The organism is uncultured Marinobacter sp., from assembly GCF_963974375.1.
Classification (GTDB): Bacteria; Pseudomonadota; Gammaproteobacteria; order Pseudomonadales; family Oleiphilaceae; genus Marinobacter.
This window is the reverse complement of record NZ_CAXBDN010000061.1, coordinates 1-17796: the sequence shown is the minus strand read 5'-3', so window position 1 is coordinate 17796 and position 17796 is coordinate 1. Positions and strand designations below refer to the sequence as shown.

The window sequence follows — 17796 nt, the reverse complement described above, 5'->3', positions numbered from 1 at the left end:
CGAAGAGCAACGGCAGGTCTTCAGCCACATCCCGCTCTACCTGGACCCTGGCCATCAATGTTCTGGTACGCCTGAGAGCCGACGACAGAATGTCGGTGAGGGCAATCCAGTCTCGTTCGATCTTGAGGGTGCCGTGGCCGAGTTTGGTCATGTCGAGCAGATTACGGATATAGCGATCCAGCCGCTCACCCTCGCCAAGAACGGAATCCAGCAGACTGTCCCGATCCTCCTCTGACAGCCGGTCTGACATTGACTTGAGCGTGCTCGCTGACCCAATCATGGATGCCAGCGGTGTGCGAAGATCGTGGGATATTGAGGAAAGCAGGGCAGAGCGCAGCCGTTCGGTTTCTTCGGCCACCCGTGAGGCGGAAAGATTGGCGGCCAGCCGGGTTCGAAACCAGGCCAGGCCCAATTGGTGCACGTAAACGCCGATCGCCAGCCCGCGATAGTAATCCGGTGTCATGTCATTTACCCACAAACCCAATACCGCGTAGACCTCCTCATCGGCCTCAACAGGTTCGAAACGCCACGGCAGGCTGTTCAGGGTGTCCGAGTACGCGCCGCTGGGCTTTCCATTGCGTATCGCCCATTCCATCGCCGAGTATGCGGCTTCATTGAGAGGCTGGTTCGGGCCGCCCCTGGCGACTACTTCCAGTTCACCATTGTCAGGACATTTCTGGACAATCACCAGGGCTAGCTTCAGTTGAGCATAGAGGGTTTCGATGGCCTCATGTTGCACCGATGTGATATCCGGAGCCGAGGCCAGACGGCGGGTAAACTCCAGATGTGCATCAGTCAGGTCATTGGAGGCTCGCAGCATCTGAACCTGGTCTCTGAGCCTGCCTGCCAGGTTGCCGCCACTGACCGCAATGATGAGGAAGAACACCACCGTCAGCAGCTCATCCGTATCGGCCATGTGGAACGTCAGTCGCGGCTCCGTAAAGAAAAAATTATAGGTCAGGAAACTCAGTGCAGCTGCGAACAAGGCAGGACGAATACCGGTACGGGAGGCGATCCAGAGTACCGAGGTCAGAAAAATCAGGGACAGGTTACCCAGCGGCAGAGCATTCTGAAGCCCCATGGCCACCAGCGTTGCGGCTCCGACGCCGGCAACCGCCCAGGCATAATCGCTCCATGGTGCACGCTTGCCCGAAGCTCCATTTAGCTGCCGGCGTTGTTTGCGAGGCACCGGAATAAACGTCACCTCAAAGGCTTCGGCCTGCTTCAGCAGGTGCCTGCTGGTGGATTTCCTGAAATGCCACCAGCGGTTGTGGGAGCGGCCCAGAATCAATGTAGTAACGTTCTGCTCTTTGGCGAAGGCCAGAATTTCGGCCACCACGTCGTAACCGCGAAGTGTCCTGATTTCCGCACCCAGCCTGGAAGCCAGGTCTAAGACCTTCTCCAGGCGCTGGCGCTCCTCAGGACCCGCACGACCGCTATCCACGGTGACCACCGTCCAGGGTGATTTGCGGCGATCGGCTATGCGCCGCCCGGCCCGTACCAGGGTTTCGCCCTGTCCCGAGCCATCCACCGCAACCAGCATCCGTGACCGGATGTGCCACGGCCCCTCAATTCCCCGGGACTGCATGTTCTCGCGGACATCGGCGTCCAGGCGTTCGGCGATTGCCTGGACCGCCAGCTCCCGCAGGGCCGACAGGTTTGAGGAGGAAAAATAGCCATCCATGGTGGCGCGGGCCTGTTCGGGCACATAAACCTTGCCCTGTCTCAGGCGTTCCAGCAGCTCCGAGGGCGTCAGGTCCACCAGCACAATGTCCCGGGCCCGCTCCAGGATTAAATCCGGCACGGTTTCCTGCATGCGTACACCGGTGATTCCTGCCACTACATCCGAGAGGCTTTCCAGATGCTGGATATTGATTGCCGTCCAGACCGTAATATCCTGGTCCAGTAGCTCCTCGATGTCCTGGTACCGGCGGGTATGGCGGGTACCCGGTATATTCCGGTGGGCCAGTTCATCCACCAGCAGGACCTCTGGTTTGCGCCTGAGTGCCGCGTCCAGATCGAATTCCCGGAACGTCTTGCCAGCGTATTCGATTTCTTTTGGCGGTAGTTGCTCCAGGCCCTCACGCAGGGCCACGGTTTCCTCGCGGCCGTGAGTTTCGGCCACGCCGATAACCACATCCACACCCTGCCGGTGAAGCTCGTGGGCTGCCTGGAGCATCTGACAGGTTTTACCAACCCCGGGTGCTGCCCCCAGAAATACCTTCAGCCCGCCTCCGGTTTCGCGCTCCTGAGTTTTCAGAAGCGCATCCGGGTTGGGGCGATTGTGGTCGCCGGTATTCAATCAACTGTCTCCTTGCCATCCAGTGCCAGATTAATCCGCAGGACATTGACCCTGGGCTGGCCGAAAATACCCAATGTGGGCCCCTCAGTGTACCGTGCAATCAGCTCGACGACCTGAGAGGCGGGGATATCCCGGGCGGTCGCCACACGTTCCGCCTGCAATCGAGCGGATTCAGGTGAAATATGGGGATCAATGCCGGAACCGGAAGCCGCCAGCAGGTCCGCAGGAATGGTGTCGGGTCGAACACCCTCCCGCGCTGCGATTGCTCTGGAATCCCCCTCTACACGGTCGCGCAGATCCGGGTTGCTGGCGGCATAGTTGGAACCGCCCACTGAGAACGGATCGTAGTCCGCTGCCGAAGGCCGCCCATGGAAGTATTCCGGGGCGTTAAAGGGTTGTCCAACCAATTCCGAGCCTACCACCACATCATCCACGATGATCATGCTTCCAAGGGCTTCATGGGGAAACATGACCTTGCCTGCCGTCGTCACCAGAAGGGGGTATAACCCACCACACAGGAGTATCAGAACAATCGCGGTCCTCACGGCGGACAGCCATGACGCTGAACGCGAGACAGTTTCAGATTTTGAATCAGCCATTTCTTTATCTCCTTACAATGCAACAGAAAGCATGAGATCCAACACCTTGATGGCCGGGAAGGGCAGTAGCAGGCCCCCTAAACCAAAGATCAGCAGGTTACGGCGCAGCAGCTGGGTGGCGCTGGCCGGTTTATAACTCACGCCTTTGAGGGCAAACGGAATCAGGGCGGGGATGATCAGCGCGTTAAAAATGGTGGCTGCCAGCACAGCGTTCATCGGGTTCGACAGGTTCAATATATTGAGCACATCGAGTGCCGGCAGACTTCCTACGAACAGTGCCGGAAGAATGGCGAAGTATTTGGCCACGTCGTTGGCGAGGGAGAAGGTGGTGAGCGAGCCGCGGGTGATCAGCAGTTGCTTGCCAATTTCCACCACCTCCAGCAGTTTGCCGGGGTCTGAATCCAGATCCACCATATTGCCGGCTTCACGGGCCGCCTGAGTCCCGGAGTTCATGGCCAGGCCAAGATCCGCCTGTGCCAGGGCCGGGGCATCGTTGGTGCCGTCGCCCATCATTGCCACCATCCGGCCTTCCGCCTGTTCCTTGCGAATAATGTCCAGCTTCTGCTCCGGCGTGGCTTCGGCGACGAAATCATCGACGCCCGCTTCCGCCGCGATGGCGGCTGCTGTGATCGGGTTGTCGCCGGTAATCATCACCGTCTTCACACCCATTTCCCGCAGTTTCGCGAACCGCTCCTTGATGCCGGTTTTAATGACATCTGACAGGGCGATAACACCCAGCACACGATTGCCATCGGCGACCACCAGAGGCGTGGCGCCATTTTTTGCGACCCGCTCAACCAGACGATCGGTTTGCTGGGGGTATTGCCCTCCATTATCCGTAACCAACTTGCGAATTGCGTCGATGGCGCCCTTTCGGAGCGTTCGACCATCGGGCAAGTCAACGCCGGACATACGGGTGTTAGCCGAAAATTTTATGAACTCGGTACCTTCTACTGCTTCGGCTACAGACCCTTTGTCTCTCGCCAGGGCGACGACGGACTTGCCTTCCGGGGTGGGATCCGCCAGGGATGTCAGCAATGCCGCATCCCGTAACGCTCCGGGATCAACCCCCTGAACGGTTTCAAAAGCCGTGGCTTTCCTATCACCCAGGGTAATAGTGCCGGTTTTGTCCAGAAGCAGGGTGTCGATAGAGCCCGCCACTTCAACCGCCTTACCGGATTTGGCAATCACGTTTGCCCGCATGGCACGATCCATGCCAGCGATTCCGATGGCTGGCAGCAGGCCGCCGATGGTGGTCGGGATCAGACATACCAGCAGTGCGACCAGCACAGAGAACGAAGGATAGGAGCCAACAAAACCGGCAAAGGGCACCAGCGTGACCACCACAATCAGGAAGACCAGCGTCATGGCGGCCAGTAGCACTGACAGCGCCAGCTCGCTCGGAGTTTTCTGCCGTTTGGCACCTTCAACGAGGGCAATCATCCGGTCCAACAGGGAGTTGCCGGGGTCGACCGTGACTTCAATCACGATCTCGTCTGACAGCACCTTGGTACCGGCACTGACACCACTGTTGTCGGTGCCCGCCTCCCGGAGCACGGGTGCCGATTCACCGGTCACCGCTGATTCGTTGATGGTCGCGGCGCCAACGACAATTTCACCATCTGCCGGTATCAACTCGTTGGGTTTCACCACCACCCGATCGCCCCGACGCAGGTCGGTCGCGGCGACCTCATTTTGCTGGTCGCCATCCAGTTTGCGGGCCTTCAGGTCCTTCCGGGTTGCCCTGAGGGCTCCAGCCTGGGCCTTGCCCCGCGCTTCCGCAACGGATTCCGCCCCGTTGGCGAACAGTACGGTGAACAGCAGAATTCCGCAGATAGCGAAATCAAGCGCCGCAGGCTCGCCCTGAACAAGGTGCGTTATGCCCAGCAGACCAGTGACCAGGGTGCCGACTCCAACCACCAGCATGACCGGGTTGCGGGCCAGGTGCTTCGGGGAAAGCCGTAGCAGGGACTGCCTCATAACATCGCCTGCCTTGGGCGAAACGGAGTCATTTCGGGTTTCTTGAGACATCATCGTTCTCCAATCAGGACATCAGAGCCAGGGCTTCAGCGATCGGGCCGAGAATCAGCACCGGCATAAAGCTCAGCAGGGTAAACATCACAATCACCGCCAGGGTCATCAGGCCGAAGGTAGGCGTATCGATACTGAGACTGCCGCGGCCTTCCGGGGCGGAACGCTTGGCAGCAAGGGACGCAGCAACCGCCAGTGGCGCCAGGATTGGAATGAAACGACCCAGTGCGAGGTTGACGGCGCAGGTGACGTTCCACCATACGGAATCATCGCCAAGACCCTCGAAACCCGAGCCATTGTTGGCAAACGCTGAGGTGTACTCGTAAATCACCTGACTGATGCCATGGAAGCCGGGGTTTGAGTTACCGGTCAGCGCCGGGAAAGCCACAGTGATCGCGCTGAATCCCAGGATCAGCAGTGGCTGAATCAGCAGGGCGATACACACCAGCTTCATTTCCCTGGTTTCCAGGGCCTTGCCGGCGATTTCCGGTGCACGCCCGATCATCAGCGAGCCCAGGAACGCGGCCAATAGCAGAAACAGGAGATAACCGATCAGCCCGACGCCAATACCCCCGAAGGTGACGTTGATGAACATGTCGATCATCGGAATCATGCCGCCAATGGGGTTGAAGCTGTCGTGCATGCCGTTCACCGAGCCGTTGGATGTCTGGGTGGTCCAGCTGCCCCACAGCGCGGTAGCCGTGGCCCCGAAACGGACTTCCTTGCCCTCAAGGTTGGGCCCTTCCGCGGCAAGGCCAGCGAATGCGGCATTGGGCTGGTTCTCTGACCAGATGGCGACGGACGTAAGCGACACCGACATCACCACCATGACCCCCATCACCACCATCGACAGACGACGACGGCCGGTCATGAATCCGAGGGCGAAGACCATGGCAGCAGGAATAAGAACGATAGACACCGTCTGAAGGAAGTTGCTCACAGGCGTCGGGTTTTCCAGTGGCACGCTGGAGTTAGGGCCATACCAGCCGCCGCCGTTGGTGCCGACCTGCTTGATAGCCACCATGGGAGCGACAGGCCCGATGGGAATGTTCTGTTCAGACATCGCCACCGTTTGGTCCAGCGGGGTAGCCGTCTGAGCACCCACGTAGCTGTTCGGGACCCCCTGGGATGCAATGATCAGCGCAACCACCACCGCCACAGGCAGCATCACGCGCACAATCGCGCGGGTCAGGTCCTCATAGAAATTGCCGACAGACACCCGGCCGTCAGCAGAGGGCTTGGGTTTATTGTCTGAACGACCGAAGAGGGTGCGGACAATGGCAACCAGCGCCGCCATACCCGCCGCGGGCGTGACCACCTGGAGCGTCACGATCCCGAAGGTGTGGGCAAGATAGCTGAGCTGTGCCTGCCCGGAATAATGTTGCTGGTTGGTATTGGTGAGAAACGAGACGGCTGTGTGCAGGGCAAGATCCCAGCTCATTCCGTCAATACGGTCAGGGTTCAGGAACAGGAAACCCTGGGCCATCAACAGCCCGAACACGATCAGTACCAGTACCAGATGCAGCTTCAGCAGCGCTTTGCCGTACCCCTGCCAGCTCATTGCCTGGGTGGGATTGACGCCAAACAAACGATACAGGCCGTTCTCAACCGGCAGAAAGATCGCTCCGCCAGCACCTCTGTCGCCGGAAAACACGCCGGCAATGTACTTGCCTAATGGCCACGCCAGCAGGAGCGTGACCGCATAGATAATGATGACCTCGTTCACAGCCGTTCCTCCAGATCAATGAACAGGAAACACAGGCCAAACAGCCCAAGAATGATGCCAATACCGATCAGTGCCATGGTCAGAACCTCTCAGGCCAGAGCAGGGCGGCGACCAGGTAGACGCCAACCGCGACAGAAACAACTAAAAGGAAAGTGGACACGCTCGTACTCCTTCAGTGAGTGTGTCTCTATGGTGCGGGGGCAGAGTGTAAAAATTCGATGACCAAATCAGGAGTTGGCCGTAAAAAGATCGTTAAAATCAGGTGGGGGCACTACCCCATCAGATTCAGCCGACGGGGAATTCGGTCCTGGCATAGCGCACGTGGGATTTGCGCCGAACGGTCAGAGTGTAGCCCAGAGTGAGAGGGCCGAGGCGGCCAATCAGCATCACGGCCATGATCACGAGTTGGCCGGTAGTGCCAAGCTCACCGGTTGTGCCACGGGACAGCCCAACGGTTCCGAATGCGGAGACTACCTCAAAGGCGATATTGAGAAAATCGTCCTCCACCAGAATACTCAATGTCAATACAGCCACAAAGACCACCGCCATGCCGATCGTGGCAGTCGCCAGGGCCTTGAGCACCGTTTCTCTCCCCAGGGAGCGTCGAAAGAAGCTGACGTTCAGGTTACCCCGGAGAAAAGACCGGGTTGTCGCAATAAGGATCACGAAGGTTGAGATCTTGATACCACTGGCGGTGGAGTTGGGAGCTCCACCGATGAACATGAGCAGCAGCATCAACACACTGGTTCCGGCCGTCAAGGCACCAATATCGAGGGTGTTGAAGCCGGCTGTTCGAGGCGTGACCCCCTGAAACCAGGCGGCCAGAAGTTTATCCCCGAAGCTGTCGAGAGCGCCCAGGGTTGCCGGGTTACCAAATTCCAGAAGCAGTATGCTTGCCGTGGCGATCACATTCAGGAGCAGGGTGGCCAGCAATATCACTTTGACGTAAACCGACAACCGCGACCAGCAACGTTTGTCCACGACCTCCATAATCACGATGTACCCCAGTCCACCGGTAACGAACAAGGCCGTCACTGACAGACTGATACCGGGGTGGTTAACGTAAGCCGAGAGGCTGTCCGGCGATAACGCAAAGCCAGCATTGTTGAAGGCGGAAATTGTGTAGAACAGCGCTTGATACAATCCTTCAGCCCAGCCCCGTTCCGGCACAAAAAACAGACCGAGAAGACCAATTCCAAGGGCTTCAGCTGTCAGTGCGAAGAGCGCAATAGAACCTCCGGCTCTTCGGGCGGTCTGAAGTGAGATTTCGTTGAAGGCCTCCTGAGCGACGAGTTGGTGTTGCAGTCTGAGCTTGAATCCCAGGGCCAGTGCCGTCAGCACGGCAAACGTCATCAACCCAAGACCACCAAGCTGAATCAGAGCCAGAATCACCAGTTGACCAAACATGGTGAATTGGCTGCCCGTGTCGACAACCACCAGTCCGGTAACGGTGACGGCTGAGGTGGCGGTAAATGCCGCTTCCATCCAGGTGATGGGTTCAACCGTTGCAAAGGGCAGCTTCAATAGACAGGCGCCGATACCAATTAAAACCAGAAAGGCTTCGAGCAACAGTCGGGGAGGGTTGATTCGGCGAGCACGATGTAACCCCGTGTCCGAACGGCGATAGGACACCAGATCCAGAAAATGTGCTTTCATAAGCGGTTGACGAGTTCTCTAAGATCATCCAACTGACCGCCCAGAACAAGTCGGTCTCCGCTCCGTATTTTCCATGTGTGCTCGGGGTGAGAGTGGGCCTCCCGCGTCCGCTTTACAACCAGGGCTTCAACAGGGGCGTCGCCGATCAGATCACCAATGGTCTTGTTGGCCAGATCTTCGGTCGTATGAAAGTCGACGATAAAATAGTCGTCATCCAGCCCCAAGTAATCATGCACCATGGGATAATTCAATTCCTGGGAGATCCGGATACCCATTTCATGCTCGGGTGCGATGATCCGCGTGGCCCCCAGTCGCTGGAGAATTCGGTGATGCTGGTTCGTCAGTGCCTTGGCCCATACTTTTGTGAGACCGAGCTCCCGTAGCTGCAGGGTTGCAAGCATGGTGGCTTCAACGTTCCTGCCAATTGCAACCACGGCAGCGTCGTAGCTACCCGCATTCAAGGCCGGAAGAGAATTTTCATCGGTTACATCGGCAATTACGGCGTGTGTAATATCCTCTGCCAGACGATCAACACGCTGCTCATCCGAATCAATTCCGAGAACCTCGTGGCCAAGACGAGTGAGCTCTCTGGCAATCGTCGCCCCAAAAACACCAAGACCAATAACAATGAATTGCTGTTTTTTTATCATCAACCTTGTGTCTCCTGAGCATAATGAGCACGGGGCAATGCTATCGCAAACTATGGTCGCACAGTCTCGCCAGAGGATCGCTTTCAGCCCCGTAAAAATACCGTAAAATTTGATCGTCCCCCGTCCTAAAATCTCCAGATATGTGTTTTGCTTAAATCATCCAACCTGAAACCGGTTTACGACCTGAGGCCATTTAGATTGAATCAGAGCATGATTGGCCATATTGCCCTCGCTTTTGCGTGGCTTGGATTTCTGGCCATTGCAAACCGACAGGCTTCGCAGCCGGTGGTGTCCATTTTTCCGTACCTGACGCCAGTGGTTTTCTTTGCCTGGGTTTATGGCGCCAGGTGGGGACTTTTGATATCTGGTTTCGCGACGTTAGCGGCCATTCCCGATGAATTTCTGAGTTTTCACTCGAAAGCCGATTTCCTCTATGCAGGTCTTACAACCTACGTTCAGTTAACCGCAGCGGTCATTGCTATTGTTGCGGTAAAAGCGGTGCGTTCGAGGTCCGGGCGATGCTGACCATGGCTCTGATCAATGTGCGACCGGTCATTCAGATTCTCGGGTTCCTGCTGATTCTTCTGAGTTTTATGATGACACTGCCGGTCAATCTTCTGATGTTTGGTGACACGCCAGACTGGCTGGCCTTTGTGAAGTCAGCAAGCATCTGTTTTGGCGTTGGCTTGCTCTGCTTCTTCAGCGTCGGCCGGGAACGGCACGCGCTCAAGCAACGGCAAATGTTCATCCTTACTGTTTCAGCCTGGGTTGTAATCCCGCTGTTCTCGAGCCTGCCGCTGCTGTTAAGCGATCTTGACCTGAGTATTACGGATGCTTTTTTTGAAAGTATTTCCGGAGTCACAACAACCGGCTCCACTATCCTGACCGGCCTCGATGTTTTACCAGATGATATTTTACTGTGGCGTTCAATCATGCAGTGGATGGGCGGAATAGGCATCATTGGCATGGCTGTGGCGATACTGCCATTTCTTAGAATTGGTGGTATGCGATTGTTTGCAACAGAATCGTCGGAATGGACCGAAAAGGCTTTACCACGAACCAATAACCTGGCGCGGGGGCTGGTATTCAGTTATCTGATATTGACCGTCAGCTGCCTTTGCGTTTACTGGTTGCTGGGCATGGATCTGTTCAATGCGCTCAACCATGCGCTGACGACGGTCTCGACCGGAGGCTATTCCACGTCAGACAGCTCGATGGGGCAGTATCATCAGCTTTCCATTCTGTTTGCATCGTCTGTCTTCATGATGCTTGGTGGCATTCCGTTCTTTCTCTTTGTCAGGCTTCTGAACGGGCAGGCCCAGCCACTCTTAAGAGATCAGCAAATCCATTTCTTTCTCAAGTTTCTGCTCCTGATAGCACTGATCATCGCGCTTTACCGGGTAGTGAACGACGGGGCCATGCCACTGGATGCCTTCGTGCACGCCTTGTTCAATGTCACGTCAGTGGTCACGACAACAGGTTATGCCTCCCAGGACTATTCTCTGTGGGGACCGTTTGTGGTGGTGCTGTTCTTCTTTCTGACCTTTGTGGGTGGCTGCTCAGGATCTACAAGCGGTGGCATGAAGATCTTTCGGTTTCAGCTGTCCATGCTGCTTTTACGCGAGCAGGTCCGTCGGCTGTTACATCCAAGTGCCGTCTTCGCCAGACATTACAACGGGCGCCTCATCAGCGATGAAATAGTCGCATCCAGCGTCGCATTCTCGTTCATCTTTCTGGCGACACTCGCTGTCGTAGCATCAGCACTGGCGCTATTGGGGCTTGATCTGACCACAAGTCTGACCGGCGCAGCCACCGCGCTGGCAAACGTGGGACCAGGGCTGGGTGACACCATTGGCCCGGCCGGAAACTTTCAGCCGTTGCCGGATACGGCGAAATGGGTGCTGATGATTGCGATGTTACTGGGGCGGCTGGAGCTTCTGAGTGTGTTTGTCATGTTCTCCCCACAGTTCTGGCGGAGTTGAGGCGGGGTGGTTTGAAGGCTGTCTGTATCCGTGAATCAGGTGTCTATGAAAAATAGGAAGCGTAAACTGACCTGACTGACGGCAAAGTCGATCAAACCAACGCAACAGGAGTCCCTATGATAACGCGACGCCACCGGGAAATGCCCACAACTGTCGCGACCCTCGACGATCTCGCAACGTTGGCAGACTATTCGCTCATGGACACGCTCAACAGCGATCCTGAGGGGAAAGCAAACGGAGCTGACCACGCGCCACGACAAGTCTTCTCGGGCCACTATGTACCGGTCAATCCCACGCCCATCGAAAACCCCGAATACGTTGCGCATGGGCAAAATCTGTTTCACGACCTGGGTTTCTCCGACAGCATGGCGCAGTCCAGCGACTTCGTCCGTATGTTCTCCGGCGACTTGTCCCGGGTTCCGGAGCCCCTGCGCAACGTCGGCTGGGCCTGTGGCTACGCACTTTCCATCTATGGCACCGAGTTCTACCAGCAATGCCCGTTCCAGACCGGCAATGGCTACGGCGACGGTCGCGCTATTTCGGTGCTCGAGGCTGTCATCAACGGGCAGCGTTGGGAAATGCAGTTGAAAGGGGCAGGGCGCACACCCTATTGCCGCGGCGGAGACGGCCGGGCCGTGCTGAGATCCAGTGTACGGGAGTTCCTGGCCCAGGAGCATATGCACGCGCTTGGCGTGCCCACGTCACGGTCTCTGAGTCTTTATGTGTCGAAGACCGAGCAGGTCAGGCGCCCGTGGTATTCGGAGGGTTCACGCTCAATGGATCCCGATATTCTTGTATCCGAGCCAGTTGCCATCTCTACGCGTGTTGCGCCGTCGTTCATTCGGGTAGGGCAGCTCGAACTCTTTGGACGTCGGGCCCGCAAGCAGGAACACCCACAGGCGATGGAGGAGCTCGAGAAGCTCGTCTTGCACCTGATCGATCGTGAGTACGGTGACGTTATCGACCAGTCACTGGCCACCGCCGATAAAGTGGTGGTGCTGGCACATGAATTCCGCAGCCGACTGACGTCACTGGTGGCGAACTGGATCCGCGTCGGCTACTGCCAGGGTAACTTCAATAGCGACAACTGTGCGGCGGGCGGCTTCACACTCGACTACGGACCCTTCGGATTCTGCGATGTGTTTGATCCGCAGTACCAACCCTGGACGGGTGGCGGGCGTCACTTCGCGTTCCTCAATCAACCCACAGCGGCCGAGCGCAACTTCCATTCGTTTTGTTCGGCGGTGCAGCCGTTGCTGGCAGCGCATCCAGACTGTTTGCGGCAGCTGGAGGAGATTCACAGTGATTTCCCAGAGGTGATGCAAGCGCAAATGGAGAAAATGTGGGCTGCCAAGCTTGGACTTGATGCTTTTGATGAGGCTTTGTTCCGTGAGCTGGCAACGCTGATGATGCAAACGACCGTTGATTACACCATGTTCTTCCGGGAGCTCTCGTCGCTGCCAGATGATATTGAGCCGCTCAGGAAGAGCTTCTACAAAGGCCCGACCTATGCGGCAGACCCCGAAGGGCTGGACCGGCGCTGGTCAGCGTGGCTCTCGAACTGGCAATCGCGCATTGAACCTGGTGCCCGTGAGGAGATTGCCAGTCAGATGAAGCTTATCAACCCGAAGTTCAGTTTGCGGGAGTGGTTCGTTGTGCCTGCCTACCAGCAAGCGGCAGCGGGTGACTACGCCTTGCTGCGAGAACTGCAGGACGTGATGACGCAGCCATACGCCGAGCAATCGGAAGACGTAGAGAACAAATACTACCGACTGAAGCCGCCGGAGCTCTTTGAGCTTGGTGGATCGTCGCATTACAGCTGCTCATCGTGAAAGGCTCCGGCACGCGGTCACTAGGTCAGGCACACCAAATGCTGAACACCAAACGGTTATTTGCTTCAGTTTTTAGCCTGGCTCTGTTTCCGAGAGCGGTAAGGGATGGTGGCACATGAAGGTTGTCCTGATTACCGGTGCTTCTTCGGGTATTGGTAAAGCATGCGCCTCACATCTGCATCACAAGGGTTACCGGGTCTACGGCACTAGCCGGCTCGCCATGGACCCCAATGTGGCGCCTGCCGCGGCAGATGACGGAGGATTTCGTCTTCTGCCCATGGACGTAACGGACGAGGCGTCGATTGCAAAGGCTATCGAATACGTCGAACAGATTGAAGGGCGACTGGATGTCCTTGTTAACAACGCAGGTTACGGCCTGGCCGGGACAGTCGAAGATACGATGACTACCGAGGCGCACTTGCAGCTGGACACGAATTTTCTGGGAACGGTCCGGGTGTGCCGTGCGGTTATCCCACTCATGCGCAGGCAGGGCAGCGGGCTTATCGTGAACATCAGCTCTATGGCCGGCGTTGTCGGTATTCCCTTTCAGAGTTTTTACAGCGCCAGTAAATTCGCGGTGGAAGGGTTTTCACAAGCGCTGCGAGGTGAAATCGGGGCTTATGGTATCAGTGTCGTTGTGATCCGCCCCGGGGACTTAAAGACCAGCTTCACAGTGAACCGTAAAAAGATTCCACCGCCAGAGGGTTCACCGAATACCCGGGCTTTTGAAACAGCACTGGAGATCATGGAGCAGGATGAGGCCAACGGCCCTTCACCGGAAACAGTGGCGAAACGGCTAGGGCAACTGATTGCCAGCAAATCGCCACCTCTTTGCACGACCGTTGGCTCCGCGAGCCAGCGCTTTCTGATCAGTCTTCGGCTGATTCTGCCCATTTCGCTCTTCGAGCGGGCTTTGCGGGCTTATTACCGGCTGTAGTGCGTGGACGACCACAGAAAGCACTAAACACCGCCTGCCACAAATCAACAATTTACATGGCTTATTCCACGCAAAGTACTAAACAGACTTAAAGTAAATTCCAGAATAAAAAGCCGATTTGAATTTCCACATAAAGTATTGAATTTGTCGTCCAACTCAGAAGTGCGCACACCTAGGCGAAAACGGTTAGGCTTGAAGGGAGCAGGTCATACAAGCTTGTCATCCAGTGTGAACACCGGGCCTGTCCTGAGAAATGCTCTAAACTATAAATAAATATGGGCTTCAAAAAATCACCAAGGATATCGCGATGAAACTTCAAACCATTACCTGCAGCACTCGTCCTGGTCGGGTCGGCCCGTCCATATCCAGGTGGTTTAACGCACTCGCCAACCAGGAGGGTGGATTCGAAAGTGAACTTGTAGACCTTGCCGATTTCAATCTACCGGTTTACGACGAACCCAGCCATCCGCGCCTGCAAAAATTCGAACACCAGCACACTAAGGCCTGGTCGGAGAGTGTCGATAACGCGGATGCCTATGTTTTCGTGATTCCGGAATACAATTTCTGTCCACCGCCATCTTTCATAAATGCGCTGAATTACGTCTACAATGAATGGACCTATAAGCCATGTGGTTTTGTCAGTTACGGCGGTGTATCCGGCGGCCTGCGATCTGCTCAGTTGGCTAAGCAGTTAGTCACTGCCGTTAAAATGATGCCAATGGTAGAAGGGGTGATGATTCAGATGCCCTGGGAAAGCTTGGGCAATAACAGGGAGTTTATCGCCAGTGATCATCACACCAGTTCTGCAAACACCATGCTCGTCGAGTTGGCGAGATGGGCGAAAGCCCTGAAAGCCTTACGCTGACAAGTTTGAGGTATAAGTCGATGAGCAACACACTTCCAACAGCAGAGCAGGAATGCAGCGCTTTACAGGCCCCCTGTAAAGCAATCGAGTTGTTGCTGACGCCAAGGGTCGCAGATCTTGGTGGGTTTTCCGTGCGTCGTTTGTTACCGACCGCGAAAAGAAAAATGGTTGGCCCCTGGATATTCTTTGATGAGATGGGGCCTGCAACATTTACCGCCGGCGAGGGGATCAACGTACGACCGCATCCACACATAGGTATTGCTACTGTAACCTACCTGTTCGAGGGCGAAATACTACATAGGGATTCGGTCAGTAGTTTGCAGCCAATTCGGCCCGGTGACATCAACCTGATGGTGGCGGGAAGGGGCATAGCTCATTCTGAACGGGAGCGACCGGAGATAACCAATGTTGACCATGGCCTCCACGGACTTCAGCTCTGGCTGGCTCTGCCTGACGAGCATGAAGAAACCGAGCCTTCATTCCATCATTACCGCGAGCATGAGATTCCTGCAATGGAAGTTGATGGGGTTCCGGTACGGGTAATGATCGGCAGCGCCTGGGGAGTCACATCGCCTGTGCTTCAGTTTTACGAAACACTTTATGCAGAAGCTTCGCTGAAGGCCGGGCAGGTGCTCGAATTGCCCGACGCTTCAGAGCGTGCTGTATATGTCGTTCAGGGCTCTGTCGACGCTGAGGGCACGAATTTACTCACTCACAGCATGGCGATAGTTTCTGCTGGCGAACGGGTATCCATCACTGCAGCGGAAGATGCCCGCATTGTCTTGATAGGAGGTGAACCAGCAGGGCCGCGATTTATTGAATGGAATTTCGTATCGTCCCGGAAGGAGCGTATTGCCCAGGCCAAAAATGATTGGCGCGAGGGACGGTTTGACAAGGTTTCAGGAGATGAAGAGGAATTTATCCCAATACCTTAAAGGCTGCCTGGCCAGTAAGTCACCGGCAGCCCCGGCGACTTCCCAGTTCCGGGTATTGCCAGACCAGTGCCGTGGATTCTGGTGTTTTGCTCTTTCATAAAACAGTTTCCGTTGGACGACCACAGAAAGCACTAAACACCGCCTGCCACAAATCAACAATTTACATGGCTTATTCCACGCAAAGTACTAAACAGACTTAAAGTAAATTCCAGAATAAAAAGCCGATTTGAATTTCCACATAAAGTATTGAATTTGTCGTCCAACTCAGAAGTGCGCACACCTAGGCGAAAACGGTTAGGCTTGAAGGGAGCAGGTCATACAAGCTTGTCATCCAGTGTGAACACCGGGCCTGTCCTGAGAAATGCTCTAAACTATAAATAAATATGGGCTTCAAAAAATCACCAAGGATATCGCGATGAAACTTCAAACCATTACCTGCAGCACTCGTCCTGGTCGGGTCGGCCCGTCCATATCCAGGTGGTTTAACGCACTCGCCAACCAGGAGGGTGGATTCGAAAGTGAACTTGTAGACCTTGCCGATTTCAATCTACCGGTTTACGACGAACCCAGCCATCCGCGCCTGCAAAAATTCGAACACCAGCACACTAAGGCCTGGTCGGAGAGTGTCGATAACGCGGATGCCTATGTTTTCGTGATTCCGGAATACAATTTCTGTCCACCGCCATCTTTCATAAATGCGCTGAATTACGTCTACAATGAATGGACCTATAAGCCATGTGGTTTTGTCAGTTACGGCGGTGTATCCGGCGGCCTGCGATCTGCTCAGTTGGCTAAGCAGTTAGTCACTGCCGTTAAAATGATGCCAATGGTAGAAGGGGTGATGATTCAGATGCCCTGGGAAAGCTTGGGCAATAACAGGGAGTTTATCGCCAGTGATCATCACACCAGTTCTGCAAACACCATGCTCGTCGAGTTGGCGAGATGGGCGAAAGCCCTGAAAGCCTTACGCTGACAAGTTTGAGGTATAAGTCGATGAGCAACACACTTCCAACAGCAGAGCAGGAATGCAGCGCTTTACAGGCCCCCTGTAAAGCAATCGAGTTGTTGCTGACGCCAAGGGTCGCAGATCTTGGTGGGTTTTCCGTGCGTCGTTTGTTACCGACCGCGAAAAGAAAAATGGTTGGCCCCTGGATATTCTTTGATGAGATGGGGCCTGCAACATTTACCGCCGGCGAGGGGATCAACGTACGACCGCATCCACACATAGGTATTGCTACTGTAACCTACCTGTTCGAGGGCGAAATACTACATAGGGATTCGGTCAGTAGTTTGCAGCCAATTCGGCCCGGTGACATCAACCTGATGGTGGCGGGAAGGGGCATAGCTCATTCTGAACGGGAGCGACCGGAGATAACCAATGTTGACCATGGCCTCCACGGACTTCAGCTCTGGCTGGCTCTGCCTGACGAGCATGAAGAAACCGAGCCTTCATTCCATCATTACCGCGAGCATGAGATTCCTGCAATGGAAGTTGATGGGGTTCCGGTACGGGTAATGATCGGCAGCGCCTGGGGAGTCACATCGCCTGTGCTTCAGTTTTACGAAACACTTTATGCAGAAGCTTCGCTGAAGGCCGGGCAGGTGCTCGAATTGCCCGACGCTTCAGAGCGTGCTGTATATGTCGTTCAGGGCTCTGTCGACGCTGAGGGCACGAATTTACTCACTCACAGCATGGCGATAGTTTCTGCTGGCGAACGGGTATCCATCACTGCAGCGGAAGATGCCCGCATTGTCTTGATAGGAGGTGAACCAGCAGGGCCGCGATTTATTGAATGGAATTTCGTATCGTCCCGGAAGGAGCGTATTGCCCAGGCCAAAAATGATTGGCGCGAGGGACGGTTTGACAAGGTTTCAGGAGATGAAGAGGAATTTATCCCAATACCTTAAAGGCTGCCTGGCCAGTAAGTCACCGGCAGCCCCGGCGACTTCCCAGTTCCGGGTATTGCCAGACCAGTGCCGTGGATTCTGGTGTTTTGCTCTTTCATAAAACAGTGGGACGACCACGCAAAACTCTAAATTTTCAAAACCTAATATCAGTCTCTTACCTGCCATGGTCCACAAAAAGTGCTAAACAAACTTAAAGTAGATTCTAGAATAGAGCGCTCGTTCTGGTTTCCACACAAAGTGCTAAATTCGTCGTCCGAAATCTTGCTGAAACCCATGAAGTCTTAGGATCGGAGAGTCCTTCATTTGGAGGGGCGCTATTACGGCATTGCCAGCAAAACTTTGTCCAGGGTCAAACTGGAGCTTGCGCGCCGTG

14 protein-coding genes are annotated in these 17796 nt (G+C 55.5%); 8 read left to right on the top strand and 6 right to left on the bottom strand.

What is annotated here, in order from left to right; genetic code table 11:
• From AAC035_RS07350 to AAC035_RS07325, 6 genes are all read right to left on the bottom strand, one after another.
• Positions 1-2302, bottom strand: a 2302-nt coding sequence (locus AAC035_RS07350) for a sensor histidine kinase KdpD (protein ID WP_339801935.1), incomplete at its 3' end; no start/stop codon positions are given.
• Positions 2299-2901: a potassium-transporting ATPase subunit KdpC gene (kdpC, locus tag AAC035_RS07345; RefSeq protein WP_339801933.1), complete on the bottom strand. Its 603-nt coding sequence runs from the start codon at positions 2899-2901 to the stop codon at positions 2299-2301. The genes kdpC and AAC035_RS07350, both read right to left, overlap by 4 nt.
• A 12-nt stretch (positions 2902-2913) precedes the next feature.
• Positions 2914-4881: a potassium-transporting ATPase subunit KdpB gene (gene kdpB / locus AAC035_RS07340; protein WP_339801931.1), complete on the bottom strand. Its 1968-nt coding sequence runs from the start codon at positions 4879-4881 to the stop codon at positions 2914-2916.
• A gap of 64 nt (positions 4882-4945) precedes the next feature.
• Complete coding sequence (kdpA, locus tag AAC035_RS07335) at positions 4946-6658, bottom strand: potassium-transporting ATPase subunit KdpA (RefSeq protein ID WP_339801929.1); 1713 nt, start codon at positions 6656-6658, stop codon at positions 4946-4948.
• 285 nt (positions 6659-6943) lie between these two features.
• Positions 6944-8314: a TrkH family potassium uptake protein gene (locus tag AAC035_RS07330; protein ID WP_339801927.1), complete on the bottom strand. Its 1371-nt coding sequence runs from the start codon at positions 8312-8314 to the stop codon at positions 6944-6946.
• Entirely contained in the window at positions 8311-8964 is a 654-nt protein-coding gene (locus AAC035_RS07325) for a TrkA family potassium uptake protein (RefSeq protein WP_339801925.1), read from the bottom strand. The genes AAC035_RS07330 and AAC035_RS07325 overlap by 4 nt, the downstream gene beginning before the upstream one ends.
• Before the next feature lie 210 nt (positions 8965-9174).
• Between AAC035_RS07325 and AAC035_RS07320 the strand changes: the two genes are divergently transcribed.
• The 8 genes from AAC035_RS07320 (at position 9175) to AAC035_RS07285 (ending at position 17423) form a co-directional block, all read left to right on the top strand.
• Positions 9175-9489, top strand: a complete 315-nt coding sequence (locus AAC035_RS07320) for a hypothetical protein (RefSeq protein WP_339801922.1) — start codon at positions 9175-9177, stop codon at positions 9487-9489.
• 2 nt (positions 9490-9491) lie between these two features.
• A complete protein-coding gene (locus tag AAC035_RS07315) occupies positions 9492-10946 on the top strand; it encodes a TrkH family potassium uptake protein (protein WP_339801920.1) in 1455 nt (484 codons plus the stop codon).
• Between the two features lie 116 nt (positions 10947-11062).
• Positions 11063-12778, top strand: coding sequence for a protein adenylyltransferase SelO family protein (locus AAC035_RS07310; RefSeq protein ID WP_339801917.1), 1716 nt, complete (start codon positions 11063-11065; stop codon positions 12776-12778).
• Positions 12779-12893: 115 nt separating this feature from the next.
• Positions 12894-13715, top strand: coding sequence for an SDR family oxidoreductase (locus AAC035_RS07305; RefSeq protein WP_339801914.1), 822 nt, complete (start codon positions 12894-12896; stop codon positions 13713-13715).
• Positions 13716-14022: 307 nt separating this feature from the next.
• Positions 14023-14580 carry an NAD(P)H-dependent oxidoreductase gene (locus AAC035_RS07300; RefSeq protein WP_339801912.1) on the top strand — a complete coding sequence of 186 codons (558 nt, stop codon included), beginning with the start codon at positions 14023-14025 and terminating at the stop codon, positions 14578-14580.
• 20 nt (positions 14581-14600) lie between these two features.
• On the top strand, positions 14601-15515 hold the full coding sequence (locus tag AAC035_RS07295) for a pirin family protein (protein WP_339801909.1): 915 nt from the start codon (positions 14601-14603) through the stop codon (positions 15513-15515).
• A gap of 415 nt (positions 15516-15930) precedes the next feature.
• Entirely contained in the window at positions 15931-16488 is a 558-nt protein-coding gene (locus tag AAC035_RS07290) for an NAD(P)H-dependent oxidoreductase (protein ID WP_339801912.1), read from the top strand.
• A gap of 20 nt (positions 16489-16508) precedes the next feature.
• Positions 16509-17423 carry a pirin family protein gene (locus AAC035_RS07285; protein WP_339801909.1) on the top strand — a complete coding sequence of 305 codons (915 nt, stop codon included), beginning with the start codon at positions 16509-16511 and terminating at the stop codon, positions 17421-17423.
• The last annotated feature ends 373 nt before the right edge of the window (positions 17424-17796 follow it).